This window comes from Ruegeria sp. BB1 (assembly GCF_056539465.1).
Window position 1 is genome coordinate 121,502 of sequence record NZ_JBQFVB010000003.1, and the last position, 18,193, is coordinate 139,694.

The following is an 18,193-nucleotide window of genomic DNA, read 5'->3' on the forward strand; positions in this document are numbered from 1 at the left end:
AGTTCAATCTTCTGCGACCTTGCCGCGCAGCGCCTTCACATCCGAGCGCGCTTTTTTGGCCGCCAGCCGCCGCTTGACCGAGCCATAGGTGGGTTTCGTCGCAATCCGCCGCTTGGGTTTCACCAGCGCGCGGACAATCAGTTCAGCCAGACGGGCGCGGGCAATCTCGCGGTTGCGGGCTTGGCTGCGGGTTTCTTCGCATTGAATGATGATCGCGCCATCTTTGGTCCAGCGCCGCCCGGCCAACCGTTTCAGCCTGTTTTTGACCGGATCGGGCAAGGAGGGCGAGCGCGCAGCCTCGAACCGCAGCTCAACTGCGGTCGAGACCTTGTTCACGTTCTGACCACCGGGACCGGACGAGCGGACAAAGCTCTCGGTCATTTCCCAGTCCTGCAGGGTGATATCGTCGGTGATGCGCAACATGAAGTGGACCTTATCCGGCACAAGCAGAAACAAAAAGGGCCGCCCCGGCGGGACGGCCCTTCGAAAGTACAGGAGGTTGGGTCGGTTAGATCAATCGACCAGCCGGAGCGAGCGCTCCGCCAAGGGCTGCCCTAACAGGCGATCCCCCCGGTTGTTCCGACACCTCTCTCCAATCTCTTTCTCGACACTGGATCACCTCCTTTTCTATCTGTTGCGGTTAGCTTTGAGCCTGACACAAGATGCGCCATTCTCAAAGCACTTTTTTACGCAGGCTGCGCGGTCAACCGCGCAACGATCACCTTGAACGGGATCAGCGCAATCATCGCCAGCGACAACTTCACCAGCCAGTCAGCAAAGGCCAGCGTCACCCACAGGGGCACCATCGGACCAGTCAACATGAAGGGCACAGGCTCCCACGCCCAGTTGATCGCCGCATCAGCATTGGCACCGAAAACCGTGATCGAAGCTGAGAATGCGATGGTGAAAAACAGCGCGGTGTCCAGCGCCGAGCCAACCAAAGTCGACACCAGCGGCGCGCGCCACCAGCGACCACCGCGAAGCGAATTGAACACGGTGACATCAGTCAGCTGTGCAATCAGAAACGCCGTTCCCGAGGCAACAGCGATCCGCAGCGGCACGGCGGCATAGGTAAATCCGTCACCTTGCAGCATGATCTGGCTGCCGATCAGCGAACAGATGATGCCGGTGACAAACCCGGCGAACACCACCTTGCGGGCCGTGGCCACGCCATAGACGCGGTTCATGATGTCGGTGACCAGAAAGGCCAGCGGATAGGTAAAAGCACCCCAGGTCAGCAGCCCGTCAAAAATCAGGAACTGAACCAGAATGTTCGAGGCCACAACAATGGCGGCCATGGCAATAATGCCGGGTATATAAGCGCGTTGCATGTTTTCAGATGCCCGTTTTGACAAGGTAGCGGCGACTTGGCCAAGGGACCGTCCCAAGGCAAGCCGTGCGTTTAGACCTTTGGTTGGGATGTGTCAATCCGGTAGCAGATACTCCACCAGTTCAGTGCGCTGAAGGACCAGAAAGTTGTCGTCCGAGATCATCGTGGCGCGCAACCGCCCCTGATCATCGCGCCAAACCGACAACCCTTCGAGGTTATCATGCGTGCCTGTGCCGGTCGTAAACAGGTTTTCTTCGGCACCGACTGAATCCTCTGTGATCTGCCACCGCCGCAGGCGGGTGCGGAACCCTGTCAGGGACAGGGCTCGTTCCAATAAATAGAACCGACCATCTGGACCAAAATCGGCAGATACAGGCAAGAATTTGCCCCGCTGTGGCAACACGAAAGGGGTCGACCAACCCTGCCCGTCCCAGCGATAAACGGGGATGTCGCCTGCTTCGGTCCGGCTTCTTTCGGGAAGGGTATACAGCCACCCCTGATTGTCGATTGCCAAGGCTTCGAACGACCCATTCAGTTTCAGATTTTCAAACGCCTTTGGGCGCGGCAGCACCCGCGCTTCGGCGTCGGGGGTCGCGTACCGGGCAACGCGATGCACTGACTCAAATGAGATGTAATGGCTACCGTCCGGTGCGACCGCAATGCCCTCGGAATCCCCTGCTTCGCCGGATAGGGGCCGTCCTGTGCTAGAGAGAACCGGCCAGTTCCCGGTGATCCGGACCCCTGTAATGTCATCCTCGTCCCGCGCAATGGTCGCGCGGACAAGAACCGACCGGTCACTAAGCGCAAGCATATGCCGACCGTTGTCCGAGATATACAGGGCCGAAAACCCACCAAACCATTCCGCCGGGTGGCGCCAGACAAAGCTGTTTAAGTATGTGGCCGTCTTGACCTCGACCGCCCAAACCGCACCCGCCAGCAAAGTAGCAATCAGTTGGACTGCAAGACTGCGGCACATTGCTGGGGCAAATCGGTCAGAACATACTCGCGGCGTTTCTTCGGCGCAGGCGCGTTCGGGTCAGGGGGCGGCGGGTTGAGGATGTTGCGCACCCATTGCTGCGCCTCGGCACACCCATCACCTTTGGGCGGCGCGTCCTGATTGACACAGCCGCGCGAGCCCTTGGGGCATTTCAGACGCACGTGGAAATGATAATGATGCCCCCACCATGGCCTGATCTTGCGCAGATAGGCCTTGTTGCCTTTCTCATCATTGCACATCTGAACCTTGGCGCCGGGAAAGACGAAAATCCGCGCCACGCGCTTGTCCTTTGCCGCCTCACGCAGCACGGCGTGGTGCTGTGCCGTCCAATTGCCATTCACATAGGCCCCGTTGGCGCGGCGCAGGGAAATCGACGAAATATTCTCGCGCGCTTTGCGCGACAGCCGCATGTTGTCGCCGGGCAGCATCCAGATATCAATGTCCAACCCCAACTGGTGGCTGCGATGACCAGAAGTCATCGGACCACCACGCGGTTGGCTGATATCCCCTATATAGAGACCATTCCACCCCGGTTGCCGGGCCGCAAACTTGCTGAGGTCCTGTACGTAATCCACCGCCTCCGGGTGGCCCCAGTTGCGATTACGCGACAGGCGCATGGCTTGCCATGTCGGCCCCGTTTCGGGCAGTTGCACCGACCCCGCCGCACATCCGCGCGAATAACTGCCGAACGCGGCCGGTTTTTGCTGTGAACTTTGCTTTTGCGCCCCGAACAATTGCTTGGCCAAGGGCTGCGCCCCGGCTGCTCCTGCCAATGTCATCGCGGCGATTATTGCTAAAAAACGTAGTAAAATCATCTGCTCTGATCCCCTTCCGGTTTAACCCAGCGCATTAGGAACAGGCCCAGAATAAACAACAGAATGATCGGTGACACCCCCAACCGCGCACTGCCCGTAACAGTTGTGGCAATCCCGATTAGCAAAGGCGCGGCAAAAGATGTCGCGCGGCCGGACAGGCCGTAAAGGCCAAAGCTTTCGACTGGCGTTTTTGGGTCGGTATGGCGCACCATCATGGATCGGCTGGCCGATTGCAGGATACCGCCCATACCGCCGATCAGAACTCCGCAGCCAAAGAACACCAGATCCGGCAGGCTTGACCCTTCGGGAAAGGAGATGCCGTAAATCTGCGTCCGATCCATCGACACCACAGTTATGCAGACAAAGATCAGCACCCAGATCGCGACCAGAATAACTGGTTTAGGACCGTATTTCTTATCCATCTTGCCACCGACCCACGCAAAGATGGCCGAGGCCAGAACGCTGACAATCCCGAACACTCCGATCTTGATCAGCCCCCATTCCAATACCAGCCGTGCATAGACACCGCCGAAACTGTACAGCCCGTTCAGCGCATCGCGGTAGAACATGGATGAACCCAGATAGGTCGCCAGACTGACCCGGTGCCGCAAGTCTGAGATGGATTTGCCCAGCAGTCGCAATGCCTCACGCAGGCTGCCAGTCTTGTTACTGTCCGGGTCATCACGCACCCAAAGGAAATAGGGCACCATGAACAGGATGAACCAACCGGCGGTAAAGGGACCGACGAACCGCGTGCCCTGCTGGCTCGCCGCATCCAGCCCGAACATCGGGTCCATCCCAATCAGTGTCTTGCCGTTGGGCTGTTCGACGAACAGCAACAGCATGATCGCCAATGAAATCAACCCGCCGAAATAACCAAACGCAAAGCCCGAACCCGAAATTTCGCCCACTTCATTGTCATCGCCCAGATCAGGCAGCTGAGAGTTGATGAAGATCAGCGCATACTCCGCGCCGACAAAACCCAGCCCAAAGGCCGACAGCATCAGCCACATGTTCGAGCCATCGGGCAGCGTGTACCAAAGCGCGGCAGATCCCACCGCGTACATCGCCGAAAAGGCAAAGATCCACGGAATGCGCCGCCCCGACACATCCGCCATCGCACCCAGCAACGGCGCGCCAAAGGCGATGATCAACCCGGTGATGGTCAGGCAATTGGCCCAAACCGTCTGCGCCCGCGCGGCCGCAGCCTCGGCATCCAACCCGGTTCCTGAAAAATACCCCGCCGCAACCCCGGCGAAATAGGGGCCGAACACAAAGGTGACCAGAAGGGTGTGATATGGTTGACTGGCCCAGTCGAAAAACCACCAACCCCAAATGCGCTTGCGCTTGGAAATCTCTGCCATAACTGCCCCTGTTTATTGTTGCATTCATAAGACGGGGCTTTAACCCAATTCGCAAGCGTTGTGTTGGCGCGGGCTTGCTCTTTGTCGCGGGGGCGCTTACCTCTCATCTCACGTATTTACCGGAGGCCCCATGCTGTCGTTGATCCAAATTCTGCTGCTGATCCTGGACATTGTCTGGTTCATCATTTTGGCCCATGTGATCATGAGCTGGCTGATCAACTTTCAGGTTCTCAACCTGCACCAGCAACTGGTGGCGCAAATTTGGTATGGCCTGAACCGGATATTAGAGCCTATCTATGGCCCAATCCGCCGCGTCCTGCCCGCGATGGGTGGGCTGGACCTGACGCCTTTGGTGGTGCTGATCGGGGTCTACGCGCTGCGGATCATTCTAATTAACAATATGGGCTATTTCGTCTGACCTCTTGTTCACCGAATCTTAGTATGTGATTGTCCTGTCTTAAGAGCAGATAAACCTTAAAACAGGGCAACCCCGCACATGTTCGACGCCGCGCCTTTGCTGCGAGATGTCTTTGGATTCGACGACTTCCGCCCCGGTCAGGAAGAGATCGTCGATGCCGTCACGCTGGGTGAAAACGTGCTGGCGATCATGCCCACGGGCGGCGGCAAATCCCTGTGTTTTCAGTTACCCGCCCTTCTGCGTGACGGGGTGACCGTGGTGATATCCCCCCTGATTGCCTTGATGCGTGATCAGGTGCGCGGGCTGCAAGAGGCCGGGGTCGAGGCCGGTGCGCTAACCTCGGGCAACACCCCCGAAGAAACCGACGCCGTGTGGGAGGCGTTGGAGGCCGGGCGTCTGAAACTGCTCTACATGGCCCCCGAGCGTCTGGCCGCCGGGTCAGCCTTGGGCATGTTGCGTCGGATCAATGTCAGCCTGATCGCAGTGGACGAGGCCCATTGCGTCAGCCAATGGGGCCATGATTTCCGCCCAGATTATCTGCGGATCGGAGAGCTGCGACGCGCATTGGACGTGCCTTTGGCCGCTTTCACCGCCACTGCGGATGCCGAAACGCAGGACGAGATTGTCGAAAAACTGTTCGACGGCACCGCCCCACGTAAGTTCCTGCGCGGCTTTGACCGGCCCAATATCCATCTGGCCTTTGCTGCCAAGGACGGCCCACGCAAACAGATCCTCGACTTCGCCGAAGCGCGCAAAGGCCAATCCGGTATCGTCTATTGCGGCACCCGCAACAAAACCGAAGTGTTGGCCCAGGCCTTACGCGCCGAAGGCCACACCGCCTGTCATTATCACGGCGGAATGGAGGCCGAAGACCGCCGCATCGTCGAAACCCGCTTTGCCCGCGAGGATGGGCTGATCGTGGTTGCCACCGTTGCGTTCGGAATGGGCATCGACAAGCCCGATATCCGCTGGGTCGCGCATGCGGACCTACCCAAGTCCATCGAAGCCTATTATCAGGAAATCGGCCGCGCCGGCCGCGACGGCGGGCCTGCTGAAACCCTGACCCTGTTCGGCCCCGACGACATTCGCTTGCGCCGGTCTCAGATCGACGAGGGGCTCGCACCACCGGAACGGCGCATGGCAGATCATGCGCGGCTGAACGCTCTGCTCGGGCTGGCCGAGGCGCTCGAATGTCGACGCAAGACCCTGCTGGGGTATTTCGGAGAACAGATCGAACCTTGCGGTAAATGCGACCTGTGCGACAGCCCTCCGGAAGTGTTCGATGGCACCACCCCCGTTCGCATGGCCTTGTCGGCGATCCTTCGCACCGAGGAATGGTTCGGCGCGGGCCATCTGATCGACATTCTGCTGGGTAATGAAACCGACAAGATTCGCGCCCGGCGGCACGACAACCTGTCCACATGGGGCATCGGCAAGGACTGGTCGCGCCCGCAATGGCAGGCGATCTTCCGGCAGATGATGGGTCACGATCTTGTTCGCCCCGATCCCGAACGCCACGGCGCGTTGCGCATGACCGAAGCAGCCAAGCCGATCCTGAAAGGTGAGGCGCAGATCAACCTGCGCAAAGACACGATCCGCAAGGCCACCCGGAGGCCCGCCGTCAAGATGATGGTGTCCGAGGAAGACGCGCCGCTGCTATCTGCGCTCAAGGCCAAACGTCGCGCGCTGGCGGAAAGCGCGCGAGTTCCGGCCTATGTTATCTTTCCCGATCGCACTCTGATTGAAATGGCCGAAAAACGCCCGGCCTCTTTGGACGATATGGCCCGGATCAGCGGAGTTGGCGCGAAAAAGCTGGAACGGTACGGCGACACCTTCCTTGAGGTGCTGACCGGCGCGGTTGAAGAATTGCACCCAGCACGCCGCAAACTGGCGGGCCGCGAACAAGGGGATATCTATGACCGACTGCTTGAGGTTCAAACACAGCTTTCGCGCGGTTCCGACGGGATTGACAAACCGCTGACCTGTTCGGCCTCACAACTGGCCAAGGTCGCACAACTGCGCCCCAATGACCCCCGCGGGATGGAACAGGTGCTGGGCAACCGTCGTCACGAAAGGTTTGGTGCCGCGTTTCTGGACGTGCTGCGTCAGGCGGGCTAGATACCCTGCATCAGGCAAGAAACGAGGGCGGATATGCTGGTAGTGGTTTCCCCGGCCAAGCGGCTGGATTGGGCAGAGCGGGACGTTGAGGTCACGCAACCCGACTTTCAGGACGACGCGATCCGACTGTCGAAAACCGCCCGCAATCTGACACTGGGCGATCTGAAAAAACTGATGGACCTCAGCGACGATCTGGCCCGTCTGAACCGTGACCGGTATCGAGCATTTTCGGACTCGCCGAGCGCTGAATTGACCCGACCTGCAGCGCTGGCCTTTGCTGGGGATACCTATCAGGGGCTGGAAGCGACCTCGCTGGATGCCGAAGAAATGGCCTGGGCACAAGACCATCTGCGTATCCTGTCCGGACTTTACGGGGTGTTACGCCCGCTGGACGCGATTCAACCCTATCGTCTTGAAATGGGCAGCAAGCTGAAAACCCGGCGCGGTAAGAACCTGTATGAATACTGGCGCGACCAACTGAGCAAAGCGCTGAACGCGCAGGCTGAAGAGGTCGGATCAGACGTTCTGGTGAATTGCGCCAGTCAGGAATATTTCGGCGCGGTCGACTTGAAGGCGCTGAAGCTGCGGGTGGTCACGCCGGTCTTTATGGAAGACAAGGCCGGCACCCCCAAGATCGTCAGTTTCTTTGCCAAAAAAGCGAGGGGTGCGATGGCCCGATATATCGTTCAACACCGTCTGACCGACCCCAAAGGGTTGCTGGATTTCGACACTGGTGGATATGAATACCGCTCGGACCTGTCGCAAGAGGACAAACCCGTTTTCGTGCGCCCCTATCAGGCCTGATCCAGCATCGATGGGTCGTAAGCAACCAACTCAACCGTGTTGCCCTCGGGGTCTTCGGTGAAAATGCCCCGCCATCCGATCCAGCCGAATTGTTCAACGCGGTAAGGCTGACTGATTTTGTCATACCAGCGCATCACGGCCTCTTGTTCGGCAAAGGGCAATGACAGAGCAATATGATGCAGCGATGACCCGGCGCCGGTAGTGGGCTTGTCGGCGCCGGTCGGGTGCAACCCAGGCCGCGGGGCTGCTGTGTGGTGAAATAGGGCCAAGACCTGTGTATGCCCACCGAACCCTTCGGCGATGCGGAAAAAGGTGATGGCGCTGTTGTGATCACCGCTCAGGCGTTCCAGCCCGATTACATCTTCATAAAACGCCACCATCGCGCCCATATCGGCACAGCGAATGGCAATCTCACCCAAGGCACGAGGCTGAAATCCACGATCAGTCATGGCTTACCCTATTCAGCCTGTGCATCTTCGGCAATGACAGGCAAAGCATCCTCGGGCTGATGGTCCAATATCATCTGGTGGATTCTCCGCTTTTGCAGCGGTTTGGTCAGATAGTGATCCAATCCGGCCGACAGAATGCCCTGATCATCCCCAGCCATGGCATGCGCCGTCAATGCGACGATCGGCACATGCCGATCCGTGTCAATCTCGCGCCGCCGGATTTCCGCCGTGGCCTGTTTCCCATCCATCTTGGGCATCGAAATATCCATGAAAATCAGGTCCGGGTCGAATTTCTGATGCTGGTCCACGGCTTCCAGCCCATTCGCGGCGAATTGCAGGTCAATATTCAAATCCTTGACCATCTTTTGCAGGATCAACTGATTGGTCCGATTGTCCTCGGCTGCCAAAACACGCATCTGGCGTTCACCGTGCGGCTCTGACGGTGCCTCGGGGTCACTTGAAGCAGCTTCAGGCGTGACAGGCAGCCGCCCCAATGTCGTCAAGCGCGAATACAGTTCGGCGCGGGGAATAGGTTTCTGCAAAACCCCGTCAATCAGGTTACGTGCCGGGTTGGCGTGGATGACACCGGGATTGGCCGACATCACCACCACGGGCAAATCCCCCCAGCCCCGGCCTTTCAGCGTGGTCGCCAGTTCCAACCCATCCATGTCCGGCAGGTCGTGATCACACAGCAACAGGTCCACACTGCCATCAACAGCGGCCAGCGCCTCACCCCCCGAGGCGCAAACGGTGACTTTCGATCCCAATCGCCCTAGCTGTTTCGACAGGATGGCACGGTTCACCGCCAGATCCTCGACAACGACCACGTGGCGCAACCGACCAGCCAAATCAGGCGGTGTGGGTTGCGGGCCTTCGATGGTGGGCAACGAGATGCGAAATCCAAAACAGGAGCCCTGCTCAGGTTCGCTTTCCACCCAGACCGACCCGCCCATTAGTGTGATCAGCCGCTTGGTGATCGCCAACCCCAGCCCTGTACCCTCGAATGCGCGGTTTTTTTCATCTTCGACCTGATTGAATTCACCGAAGATGTGCCCGATCTTGTCCTCTTGGATGCCGATACCGGTGTCTTCGATCGCAACGTGAATATCGCATGTGTTCGTGTCTGCATTCGGCACACCAGTGACGCGGATCAACACATGGCCTTCGGTGGTGAACTTGACCGCATTGCCCACCAGATTGGTCAATACTTGCCGCACGCGACCGGGATCGCCCACGAACAAGGTCGGTAGGAACAAATCATAATCGACCAACAAGGACAGCCCTTTGTCGCGCACGCTGGGTTGCATCAGCATCGCAACCTCAAGAATGCAGCGTTCAAAATCGAACTGTTCAGGGTGCAGGATCAGCTTGTCCGCCTCGATCTTGGAATAATCCAGAACGTCGTTGATGATCACCAACAACGCCTCGCCCGAGTTGCGGATGGTGTTGAGATAGAGCCGCTGTTCCTCGTCCAGCGGGGTTTCCGACATCAACTCGGTCATGCCGACAATGCCGTTCATCGGGGTTCTGATTTCATGGCTCATATTGGCCAGAAAGGCAGATTTGGCCCGGTTTGCGGCCTCGGCCCGTTCGCGGGCGGCCTTCAACTCAGCCTCATCCCGAACCGAGGCGGTGATGTTCAGGCCCAAACTGACCACGTCACCGCCATTGCCGCGCTGGTCGATCATCTTGAAATATTCACCATTCCACAGCTTGATCACCACCGCTTCCGGCTGGGGTTGTGCCCAGCGGTTCAGCATTCTGGCCTGCCAATCGGTCGGAGATTCCGCGCCAATATCGATCAGCCCTTCATCGGTCAAAATCTCAAGGATACGCGCATAGGAAATACCCGGCGACACTTCTTCCAAACCGTCAAACAGGCTGAGATAGACGGCATTGGCCCCGATCATGTGGCTTTGGTCATTGAAAAAGGCGAAACCGTCCTGAATGGTCTGCATCGAATGCCACAAGCGGCGCTCGGCCACTTCGATCTTGGCATTGGCTTCGGTCAGGTCGGATTTGACCTTTTCATTTTCATCCCTGACCGTTTCGACCTCGGCCTGGGTTTCACCGATGCGTTTGGTCAGGGCCATCGCATGCAAACCCAGCTTGCGATTGGCGGCTGACAATTCGACCTGCTTCATTTCCAACAGCCGCTCGGCCGCCAGCCGCGCACGCCGTTCCTGTGCCAGTTTGGTTGCTAGACTCATCGTTTCTGATCCCAGGTAACTTGCGCCCAGCATCCCGACAGAGCGTGAAAAAGTGTTTAAGCCGTTGCCCGAACACGGACCATCGTGCCAGAGTTTTCGAAAACCCGGAGGTCTGCCATGCCGCGAAAAACATACTTGCCAATACTCTGCGCCATCACGCTGGGTTCTCATGCGGTGGCGGATTGCGCCACAGAAGCGCAGATTGACCAATATGTGCAGGACTATCTGACCAACACACCGACGACGGCCCTTTCTGCGGATGGCAGCATGGAAGACGCGCTGTGTACACAGGCCAAGATAGTCAGTGTGTTAGAGCCACATTTGGGGCCGATCATCGGCTATAAGGCAGGCCTGACCAGCGCCCCCGCGCAAGAGCGGTTCGGCGCATCTGAACCGGTTCAGGGCGTTCTGTACCGCGATATGATGCTGGACGACGGGGCCACTGTACCCGCCACATGGGGTGCGCGTCCGGTTTTTGAGGCCGATTTGGTGCTGGTTGTCGGCGACGCTGGCATCAATCAGGCGACTGCCCCGGCCGAAGTTCTTGCCCATATCTCAGCCATCCGCCCCTTTATCGAGCTGCCGGATCTTACCCTGGCCGAGGGGGAGCCAATCACGCCGGTTACCCTAACCGCCATTGGCGTTGCCCCGAAACTCGGCGTGTTAGGCTCTGAAATTCCCGTATCCGATCCTACAGCGATGACGCAGGCGTTGCAGGATATGACGGTCACACTCCGCGCCGCGGATGGCGAGGTACTGGCGCAAGCCCCAGGGGCGGCCGTTTTGGGGCACCCGGCAAATGCGGCCCTATGGCTGATGTCGAAAGGTATCGAGTTTCAAGCCGGCGACCTGATTTCCGTCGGGTCTTTCGGCCCGCTTGTGCCGCCTGCAAAGGGCAAAGGCGGGGCGTCCGTCAGCTATGCGGGTCTGCCCGGTGATCCCACGGTCAGCGTGGTGTTCGAGTAATCAACGTCGCCCTTCGCGCAACCATCCGGCCAGCAAGAAGCCACCGGCCAGCACCAGCACCAGCCAGGGCGGTAAAAGCCCGGCCTGTGTGACATCGCGCGTCTCATAGGCTTCTCGCGGGGTCAGGCCGATCCATCCGCGCCCAGCAGCTGGACGCCCGGCGCGGACATTGCGGATAGACGGCAACCCGTCTTCCAGTCGGATGGTACCCCCGCGCAGTTCAGCCAGTACGGGTTTCAGCACCTCATCAGTGGCGATGGTACGCTCAAACTCTTTCGGCGCAGCGGGGCCCAGCCCGATCACTGCCATCTGGTCACCTTCCTGAAGACGGTAGAGGCCAATCTCGGGTCCAAAATAGGTCGCCTCGAATCGCCCAGGGGAGACCTCATCGAGCGTTATTTCAAGCGTTTCGCCATCGGGGCGGGTGATGGTCACCGGTCCGACCTCATCCTCCAATGTCTGACGGATGATACGCATGACCTGCCCGTTGGCTTCGGCCCATAAGGCTTCTTCCTCAAGCTCGGGTTCTTTCATCATCCAATGGGCCAGACGGCGCAACAGTTCCAATTGCGGCCCGCCGCCCTCAAAACCCCGGCTCCACAACCAGGCATGGTCCGACGCCAAGAGCGCCACGCGCCCTTCGCCCACGCGGTCCAGCACCAGCAGGGGTCGCTCATCCACACCGGTCATCAACAGCTCACCCGTGCGGTGGTTGACGTCGATCTGGCGCAGCCATGCGCCCCAATCCTCGGAATCCCCCAGATCTGTCGTCACCGGGTGGCGATGGCCCAGATCGGTCACCATGGGCACGAAACGTTCCTCGATCACTCGGGCAGTGGGTTGTGCCGGCAGAATCGGCGCCAAAGGTGAACGGAAGATGCTGTCGGCGCTGGCAAAATCCGGCCCCGCCGCAATCAGAACAGCGCCGCCTTCGTTGATATAATTGGTGACATTGTCCAGATAGATCGCGGGCAGGATGCCGCGCCGTTTGTAGCGATCAAAGATGATCAGGTCGAAATCGTTGATCTTTTCCAGAAACAGCTCGCGCGTTGGGAAAGCGATCAAGGACAACTCGTCCACCGGCACGCCATCCTGTTTCTCGGGCGGGCGCAAGATGGTGAAATGCACCAAATCGACCGAGCTGTCGGATTTCAGCAGATTGCGCCAGGTCCGCCCACCCGGATGCGGCTCACCCGACACCAGCAGCACGCGCAACCGGTCACGCACCCCGTTCATCTGGATCAACGCGGTGTTGTTGCGGTCGGTCAATTCGCCCTCTGCCTGAGGCACAGTGAACTGGATGACATTGCGCCCACCATGCGGCAGAGCGATGGGCAATTCGACATCGACGCCGATGGGAATGGTGAATTGTTCCGGCTCGGCCCCATCTACTGATATCTCAAGCGGCGCAGTGGTCGCCCCGGTAGGCGCAGCGCCGCTGTCTTCCACGCGCAAGGTCAGGGTGACAGGTTCGCCGATAATGGCAAAGGCAGGGGCATTGCGGACGATCAGGCGGCGATCCCAGTCGCTTTCACGTCCGGTTTGCAGCAAGTGCATCGGCGCGGGCAGGTCGGGGGCCTGCTCGACATCATGCACCAGACCGTCTGAAACCACCAGAATACCCGCAATCCGTGCGCGCGGCTCTTCGGCCAGTGCGGCGCTCAACGCGGCCATAACCTGCGTGCCTTCGTCGCCGTCTCCGTCGGCGACCTTGATCCGGCGCAGCTCGGTATTGTCACGGGCTTCGATTTCAGCAGCCAAACCCTCGGCCGCCTGTGCGGTTTGGTCGGCGCGATCCGAAAGGGCCTGACTGGCGCTTTCATCCTCGATCATCAGCACGATATCAGTCAGCGGCGCACGGTCTTCGACCTGATAGACCGGACCCGCCAAGGCCGCGATCACCACCAGCGCCGCCAGCCCGCGCAAGGCCCAACCAGACAGGCCGCGCCAAAGGGCCAGCAGAACCCCTGTGACCGCAATCGCGGCGACAATGGCCAGTACTGGCCACGGGATCAGCGGATCAAAGATGACTGTTCCGGTCATTGTCCCAACCTGTCCAAAAGCGCAGGCACGTGTACCTGATCCGATTTGTAATTCCCGGTCAGCACATGCATCACCAGATTGACCCCAAAGCGATTGGCCAGTTCACGCTGACGTTCCCCGGCATAACCACGCCCGACTGGCAACAGCGCCTGTCCGTTTCGGTCAATTGCCCAAGCCCCGGCCCAGTCGTTGCCGCCAATCACCACCGGGGTGACGTTGTCGTTGAGATTGCGAAATGGCATGCCCTCGATCTGCTCGGCATCCACCGGGGCGGCCTCGACCCAGATTTCTGTACCAGCGTAGCGACCCGGGAAATCCTGCAGCAGGTAAAAGGCTCGGGTCAGAACATGATCACCCGGAACAGGCTCTAAAGCGGGAATATTAAGCGGGGCCGCCAGTTGTTGCAGTTTGCGCCCATTGGGGCTCGAGGCCCCAAAGCGCGCGATATCCGCATCACGTGTGTCGAACAGGATCATGCCACCCGACCGCAAATAAGCGTTCAGTTTAACATAGGCCTCAGCCGAAGGCTGCGGCTGATCCGGAGTGATCGGCCAATACAGCAGCGGGAAAAACGCCAGTTCATCGCGCTCAAGATCCACCCCAAAGGGCTCGGCAGGTTCGACCGATGTGCGATAGAACAACGTTTGTGACAAGCCACGCAGGCCAGCACCTGCCACATCGTCAACCTGCGCATTTCCGGTCAGCACATGGGCCAGCACCAGCTCATGCGTGGCATTCAGTGCGAATTCTGTATCCTCGGGCGTCTGCGCCTGCGCCTCGGGCACCAACAGCATTGCGCCCATAGCAACCGCCGCCGCTTTGGCCAGACCAAGGCGGCCAGACAAGGCCAATGAGGCGATCACATCAATCGTCAGCAATAGCAGAGCGAGGCTGAGCAGGATGCCCCCGACAGGTGTCTCAGAGTTCACCTCCTGCCCTTTGATCGGTACATCCGAAGGCCAGATTGCCGGGCTAATTACAGCCTCTTCCGACAGAACATTCAAGGCCAGCTTCTGTTTGCCGCTTTCATAAAGGCCGGGCTGCAAATCGGGGCCGGTTGTGCCCGAGATCAGCTCGACCCCGTCCACGCCAGCCAGATTGCCCGCATCGGACAGGGCGCCAAAGCCGTCCATCACTTGCAACGGCTCCCACGTGGTGCCCTGTAGCTGCGAATCCTGCCGGGATTTCGCCGCTGAGGCCACGGCCAGACGGTCCAACATCTCAACAAACAGCCCCGAAAGCGGCAGGCTAGACCATTCTGCATCCGCCGTCACATGGAACAAAACCACCTGGCCCAAGCCCAGCGCCTTGCGTGTGACCAGGGGCGTGCCGTCGGACAGCGACGCAATCACCCGATCCGCCAAGTTAGGGTCTGGTTGCGCCATGACCTGTGTTGTGACCGTAACATCGCCGGGCACCTGCAAGCCGTAGAAAGGCGAGTTTTCCGGGAAGGGTGCCAGCCCCTTGGCCTCACCCCAGCTCATCGCGCCACCGACCGAGCGACCGCCGCTGCGCAGACGTACCGGCAGCAATACATCTTCGGAATCGCGGCCCAGGTCGCTGGCGGCCATGCGCGGACCGGCAAAGCGCAGCAATAATCCGCCCTGTTCGACCCATTCCACCAATGCCGTCTGTTCCCCGGGCGACAGTTTGGCCACATCGGCCAGAACGATGGCATCAGGATTGGCAGGTAAAACTTCCAGCAACCCTCCATCCACGAAATCCGCAGTGGGACTCAGGACCTGGGTCAGATAGTGCAGCGGTGAGAGCAGTTCCAACCCTTCACGGTTCAACGTTCCGGCGATCAGGGCGACCTCGCGTCGGCGAAGGCTGTCATCCGTTAGCGTTACCGCACCGGCCGAACGCTGCCCCTGAATCTCGAACCTTGTGATCCGTCCCCGCAATTCGGATGGCAGGGCAAGCTCCACTTGCGCAGTTGTTTCATTTTCTTCGAAAACGGCATCAGCGCTGTGCAGAATGCGCATGACACCCGCCGGGTCGCGGCCCTGAGCCACAAGCGTGACAGCCGTCGCCGGCCCGGGTTCAGATCGTCTTGCAGTCAGTTGAATAACCCCATCCTGATACACTGCCGGAACCATCGCCAGCACCGGGGCGGCAGATTGATACACCGTCACGTCACCACGCGATTGCAAAGTGTCCAGAATTCGGGCGCTGTTCGGGTAAGCCAGCTTGTCGCTGAACCAGAATGTGTCAAAGTCCTCTTCGATCTGATCCAGCACGTCAATTGCCTGCGTGATCTGGGTTTCGCTTGGTTGCCATGGCACCGGAACCATCCCCGGCAACCGCCCGCGCCAGGCCTCTGCCGCCTGAAAGACAGGGGTTTCCGGCTCTGTAAGGCGCAAAATGGATACCGGACGGCCCGCGCGTCCGGCCTCAACCAACTGGGCGTCAATTTGCTCCAGCGTTGCTGGCCATCCAGTAGCCCCGGCCCAGCTTGCATCCAACACCAAAAGCAACGGGCCGGACCCGGCCTGAATACGTGACGGATTCAATACCGGTCCGGCTAATCCGATGATGATCGCGGCAACTGCCACCATCCGCAGCAAAAGCAACCACCACGGGGTACGGTCCGAAACGCTTTCCTTGTCCTTCTGTCCCAAAAGCAAAGTGACCGCGGGAAACAAGCGGCGGATCGGTGCAGGTGGAACTGCGCGCAGAATCAGCCACAGGATCGGCAGGGCCAGCAGGCTCAGCAATACCCAAGGGGATGTGAAGCTGATCACTGACAGAAATGCCGTCATCGCAAGCTCCCGTCCAAAGCGCGGTACAGCCACAGCAGCGCCGCCTGTGCGCTGTCTTCAGTGTGGTGCAGGCCATATTGCCAATTTGTCGCCCGGCACAATTGCTGTAGCGCTTCTTTGCGCTCCGCCAGCCGCTCAAGATACCGGCCACGCAAAGCACCAGCTTTCAGGGTCTCGTGTTTCAAGGTTCGTCCGACACTCTCGAACACGGTGCGGCCGTGATAGGGAAAAGATTCCTCGCTGGGGTCCAGAACATGCATCAAAACGCCCCGTACACCACGGTCGGCAGCTTTGGTCAGGGCCAGCTCCACCTCGCTCATCGGGCCCAGAAAGTCCGATATGAACACGGCACGCGCGCGCGGGATCATGGCGCGATGCTCGGGCGAGGCGTAATCGTCCTGCACATCGCCTGACCAGGCCTGCGCCAGTCGGATGATTTGCGCGTTTCCGCGCCGGGGCGGCAGCGTGGTGCCGGTTAGGCCCACGCGCTCTCCACCGCGAACCAGCAGGATCGAGATTGCCAAACCCAGCAAACGGGCCCTGTCACCTTTCGTGGGAAGGTTCTTGTTGGACGCAAACCGCATCGAGGCACCCTGATCCACCCACAGCATCACCGATTGCGCGATCTGCCATTCCCGTTCACGCACAAACTGCTGATCCCCGCGGGCCGAGCGCCTGTGGTCGATCATCCGACGGCTGTCACCGATCTGCGCCGGGCGGTATTGCCAGAAATCGTCACCAAGGCCCGAGCGCCTGCGTCCATGATCGCCCAGCAAAACGGTTCCGGCCAGATGTTCTGCGCGCGCCAACAGCGGCGGTAGCCGGGATGCCTCGGCCTCGGATCTTTCTCGAAGGGTCAGCGCGGCATTCACGCCGCGGCCTCGGTACGGATTAACCCGGCGGCCGTCGAGTCGATCAGCTCAGCCAGACTATCACCACGCGCGCGCGCCGCGAAGTTCAGCGCCATCCGGTGGCTGAGCACCGGGCGGGCCATGTCCAGGACATCTTCGGCATTTGGCGCCAACCGCCCCTGCAACATCGCGCGGGCCCGCACCGTCATCATCAGCGCCTGCGCTGCACGGGGACCTGGACCCCAGGCAACTGTTTCTGCGACGCGCTCGGACGCACCTGCCTCTTCTGGGCGGAACGCACGAACCAGATCAAGAATCAACTCCACAACCGACTCTCCCACCGGCATGCGACGCAGCAAAACCTGCGCGGCCAGCAGTTCATCTTTGGTGAAAATCTGATGGGCTTCGTCTTCTTCGACCCCTGTGGTTGCAAGCAAAATGTCTCGTTCGGTCTGACGGTCAGGATATTCAACATCGACCTGAACAAGGAACCGGTCCAGCTGCGCCTCAGGCAGGGGATAGGTGCCTTCCTGTTCAATCGGGTTTTGCGTGGCGAGAACATGGAACGGCTCGCCCAGCGAGCGATCTTCGCCCGCCACGGTTACAGTGCGTTCCTGCATTGCCTGTAGCAGAGCCGACTGAGTCCGCGGGCTGGCGCGGTTGATCTCATCCGCCATCAGCAACTGACAGAAGATCGGGCCAGAGATGAAGCGGAAGTGGCGGGTGCCGTCATCAGCGGTGTCCAGAACCTCGGACCCCAGAATATCGGCAGGCATTAGATCGGGCGTGAACTGGATACGATTGCCATGCAAGCCCATCACCGTCGACAAGGTTTCAACCAATCGCGTCTTACCCAGCCCCGGCAAGCCGATCAACAAAGCGTGACCGCCGCACAACAGCGCAGTCAGGGTCAGGTCAACGACCCGTTCCTGTCCGATAAAGCGACGGGTGATCGAGGCCTTGGCCTCTTGCAGCTTGTTTTCCAGCGCTTCGATCTCGGACACGAGGTCGGCAGGTTCGCTCATGACTTTCCCTTCCGTGGACTATTATGATTGAAGTGTATCGC

Annotated in this window: 15 protein-coding genes; 4 read left to right on the plus strand and 11 right to left on the minus strand. The window is 59.6% G+C overall.

Annotated features, from left to right (window positions below; translation table 11 throughout):
* Nucleotides 1-3: 3 nt before the first annotated feature.
* From arfB to ACR0AL_RS09965, 5 genes are all read right to left on the minus strand, one after another.
* Complete coding sequence (gene arfB, locus ACR0AL_RS09945) at nucleotides 4-423, minus strand: alternative ribosome rescue aminoacyl-tRNA hydrolase ArfB (protein ID WP_170360851.1); 420 nt, start codon at nucleotides 421-423, stop codon at nucleotides 4-6.
* 263 nt (nucleotides 424-686) lie between these two features.
* The gene (locus ACR0AL_RS09950) at nucleotides 687-1,331 is read right to left on the minus strand and encodes a queuosine precursor transporter (RefSeq protein WP_480662844.1); all 645 of its coding nucleotides are present in this window, start codon (nucleotides 1,329-1,331) and stop codon (nucleotides 687-689) included.
* Between the two features lie 93 nt (nucleotides 1,332-1,424).
* Nucleotides 1,425-2,306 carry an esterase-like activity of phytase family protein gene (locus tag ACR0AL_RS09955; RefSeq protein WP_480662846.1) on the minus strand — a complete coding sequence of 294 codons (882 nt, stop codon included), beginning with the start codon at nucleotides 2,304-2,306 and terminating at the stop codon, nucleotides 1,425-1,427.
* Nucleotides 2,279-3,142, minus strand: a complete 864-nt coding sequence (gene mepA, locus ACR0AL_RS09960; RefSeq protein ID WP_170376310.1) for a penicillin-insensitive murein endopeptidase — start codon at nucleotides 3,140-3,142, stop codon at nucleotides 2,279-2,281. The genes ACR0AL_RS09955 and mepA overlap by 28 nt, the downstream gene beginning before the upstream one ends.
* A complete protein-coding gene (locus tag ACR0AL_RS09965) occupies nucleotides 3,139-4,506 on the minus strand; it encodes an MFS transporter (protein ID WP_480662848.1) in 1,368 nt (455 codons plus the stop codon). The genes mepA and ACR0AL_RS09965 overlap by 4 nt, the downstream gene beginning before the upstream one ends.
* A gap of 130 nt (nucleotides 4,507-4,636) precedes the next feature.
* On the opposite strand from ACR0AL_RS09965, the gene ACR0AL_RS09970 reads away from it, so the two are divergent.
* The 3 genes from ACR0AL_RS09970 (at nucleotide 4,637) to yaaA (ending at nucleotide 7,846) form a co-directional block, all read left to right on the plus strand.
* Entirely contained in the window at nucleotides 4,637-4,924 is a 288-nt protein-coding gene (locus ACR0AL_RS09970) for a YggT family protein (RefSeq protein ID WP_170349712.1), read from the plus strand.
* 78 nt (nucleotides 4,925-5,002) lie between these two features.
* Complete coding sequence (gene recQ, locus ACR0AL_RS09975) at nucleotides 5,003-7,042, plus strand: DNA helicase RecQ (protein ID WP_480662850.1); 2,040 nt, start codon at nucleotides 5,003-5,005, stop codon at nucleotides 7,040-7,042.
* A 33-nt stretch (nucleotides 7,043-7,075) separates the two neighbouring features.
* Nucleotides 7,076-7,846, plus strand: a complete 771-nt coding sequence (yaaA, locus tag ACR0AL_RS09980) for a peroxide stress protein YaaA (protein ID WP_170376316.1) — start codon at nucleotides 7,076-7,078, stop codon at nucleotides 7,844-7,846.
* Here the strand turns inward: yaaA and ACR0AL_RS09985 are convergent.
* Nucleotides 7,837-8,295, minus strand: coding sequence for a VOC family protein (locus tag ACR0AL_RS09985; protein ID WP_170376318.1), 459 nt, complete (start codon nucleotides 8,293-8,295; stop codon nucleotides 7,837-7,839). The genes yaaA and ACR0AL_RS09985 overlap by 10 nt on opposite strands.
* Nucleotides 8,296-8,303: 8 nt before the next feature.
* Nucleotides 8,304-10,505: a response regulator gene (locus ACR0AL_RS09990; protein WP_480662853.1), complete on the minus strand. Its 2,202-nt coding sequence runs from the start codon at nucleotides 10,503-10,505 to the stop codon at nucleotides 8,304-8,306.
* 117 nt (nucleotides 10,506-10,622) lie between these two features.
* On the opposite strand from ACR0AL_RS09990, the gene ACR0AL_RS09995 reads away from it, so the two are divergent.
* Entirely contained in the window at nucleotides 10,623-11,471 is an 849-nt protein-coding gene (locus ACR0AL_RS09995; protein ID WP_170410896.1) for a 2-keto-4-pentenoate hydratase, read from the plus strand.
* Here the strand turns inward: ACR0AL_RS09995 and ACR0AL_RS10000 are convergent, their stop codons facing one another.
* The 4 genes from ACR0AL_RS10000 to ACR0AL_RS10015 are packed head-to-tail and all read right to left on the minus strand — an operon-like array spanning nucleotide 11,472 to nucleotide 18,152.
* On the minus strand, nucleotides 11,472-13,514 hold the full coding sequence (locus tag ACR0AL_RS10000; protein WP_170360871.1) for a hypothetical protein: 2,043 nt from the start codon (nucleotides 13,512-13,514) through the stop codon (nucleotides 11,472-11,474).
* Nucleotides 13,511-16,276, minus strand: coding sequence for a DUF4159 domain-containing protein (locus ACR0AL_RS10005; RefSeq protein WP_480662855.1), 2,766 nt, complete (start codon nucleotides 16,274-16,276; stop codon nucleotides 13,511-13,513). Before ACR0AL_RS10005 ends, ACR0AL_RS10000 begins: the two co-directional genes overlap by 4 nt.
* The gene (locus ACR0AL_RS10010; RefSeq protein ID WP_170349704.1) at nucleotides 16,273-17,148 is read right to left on the minus strand and encodes a DUF58 domain-containing protein; all 876 of its coding nucleotides are present in this window, start codon (nucleotides 17,146-17,148) and stop codon (nucleotides 16,273-16,275) included. Before ACR0AL_RS10010 ends, ACR0AL_RS10005 begins: the two co-directional genes overlap by 4 nt.
* The gene (locus ACR0AL_RS10015; protein WP_170360874.1) at nucleotides 17,145-18,152 is read right to left on the minus strand and encodes an AAA family ATPase; all 1,008 of its coding nucleotides are present in this window, start codon (nucleotides 18,150-18,152) and stop codon (nucleotides 17,145-17,147) included. The genes ACR0AL_RS10010 and ACR0AL_RS10015 overlap by 4 nt, the downstream gene beginning before the upstream one ends.
* Nucleotides 18,153-18,193: the final 41 nt, after the last annotated feature.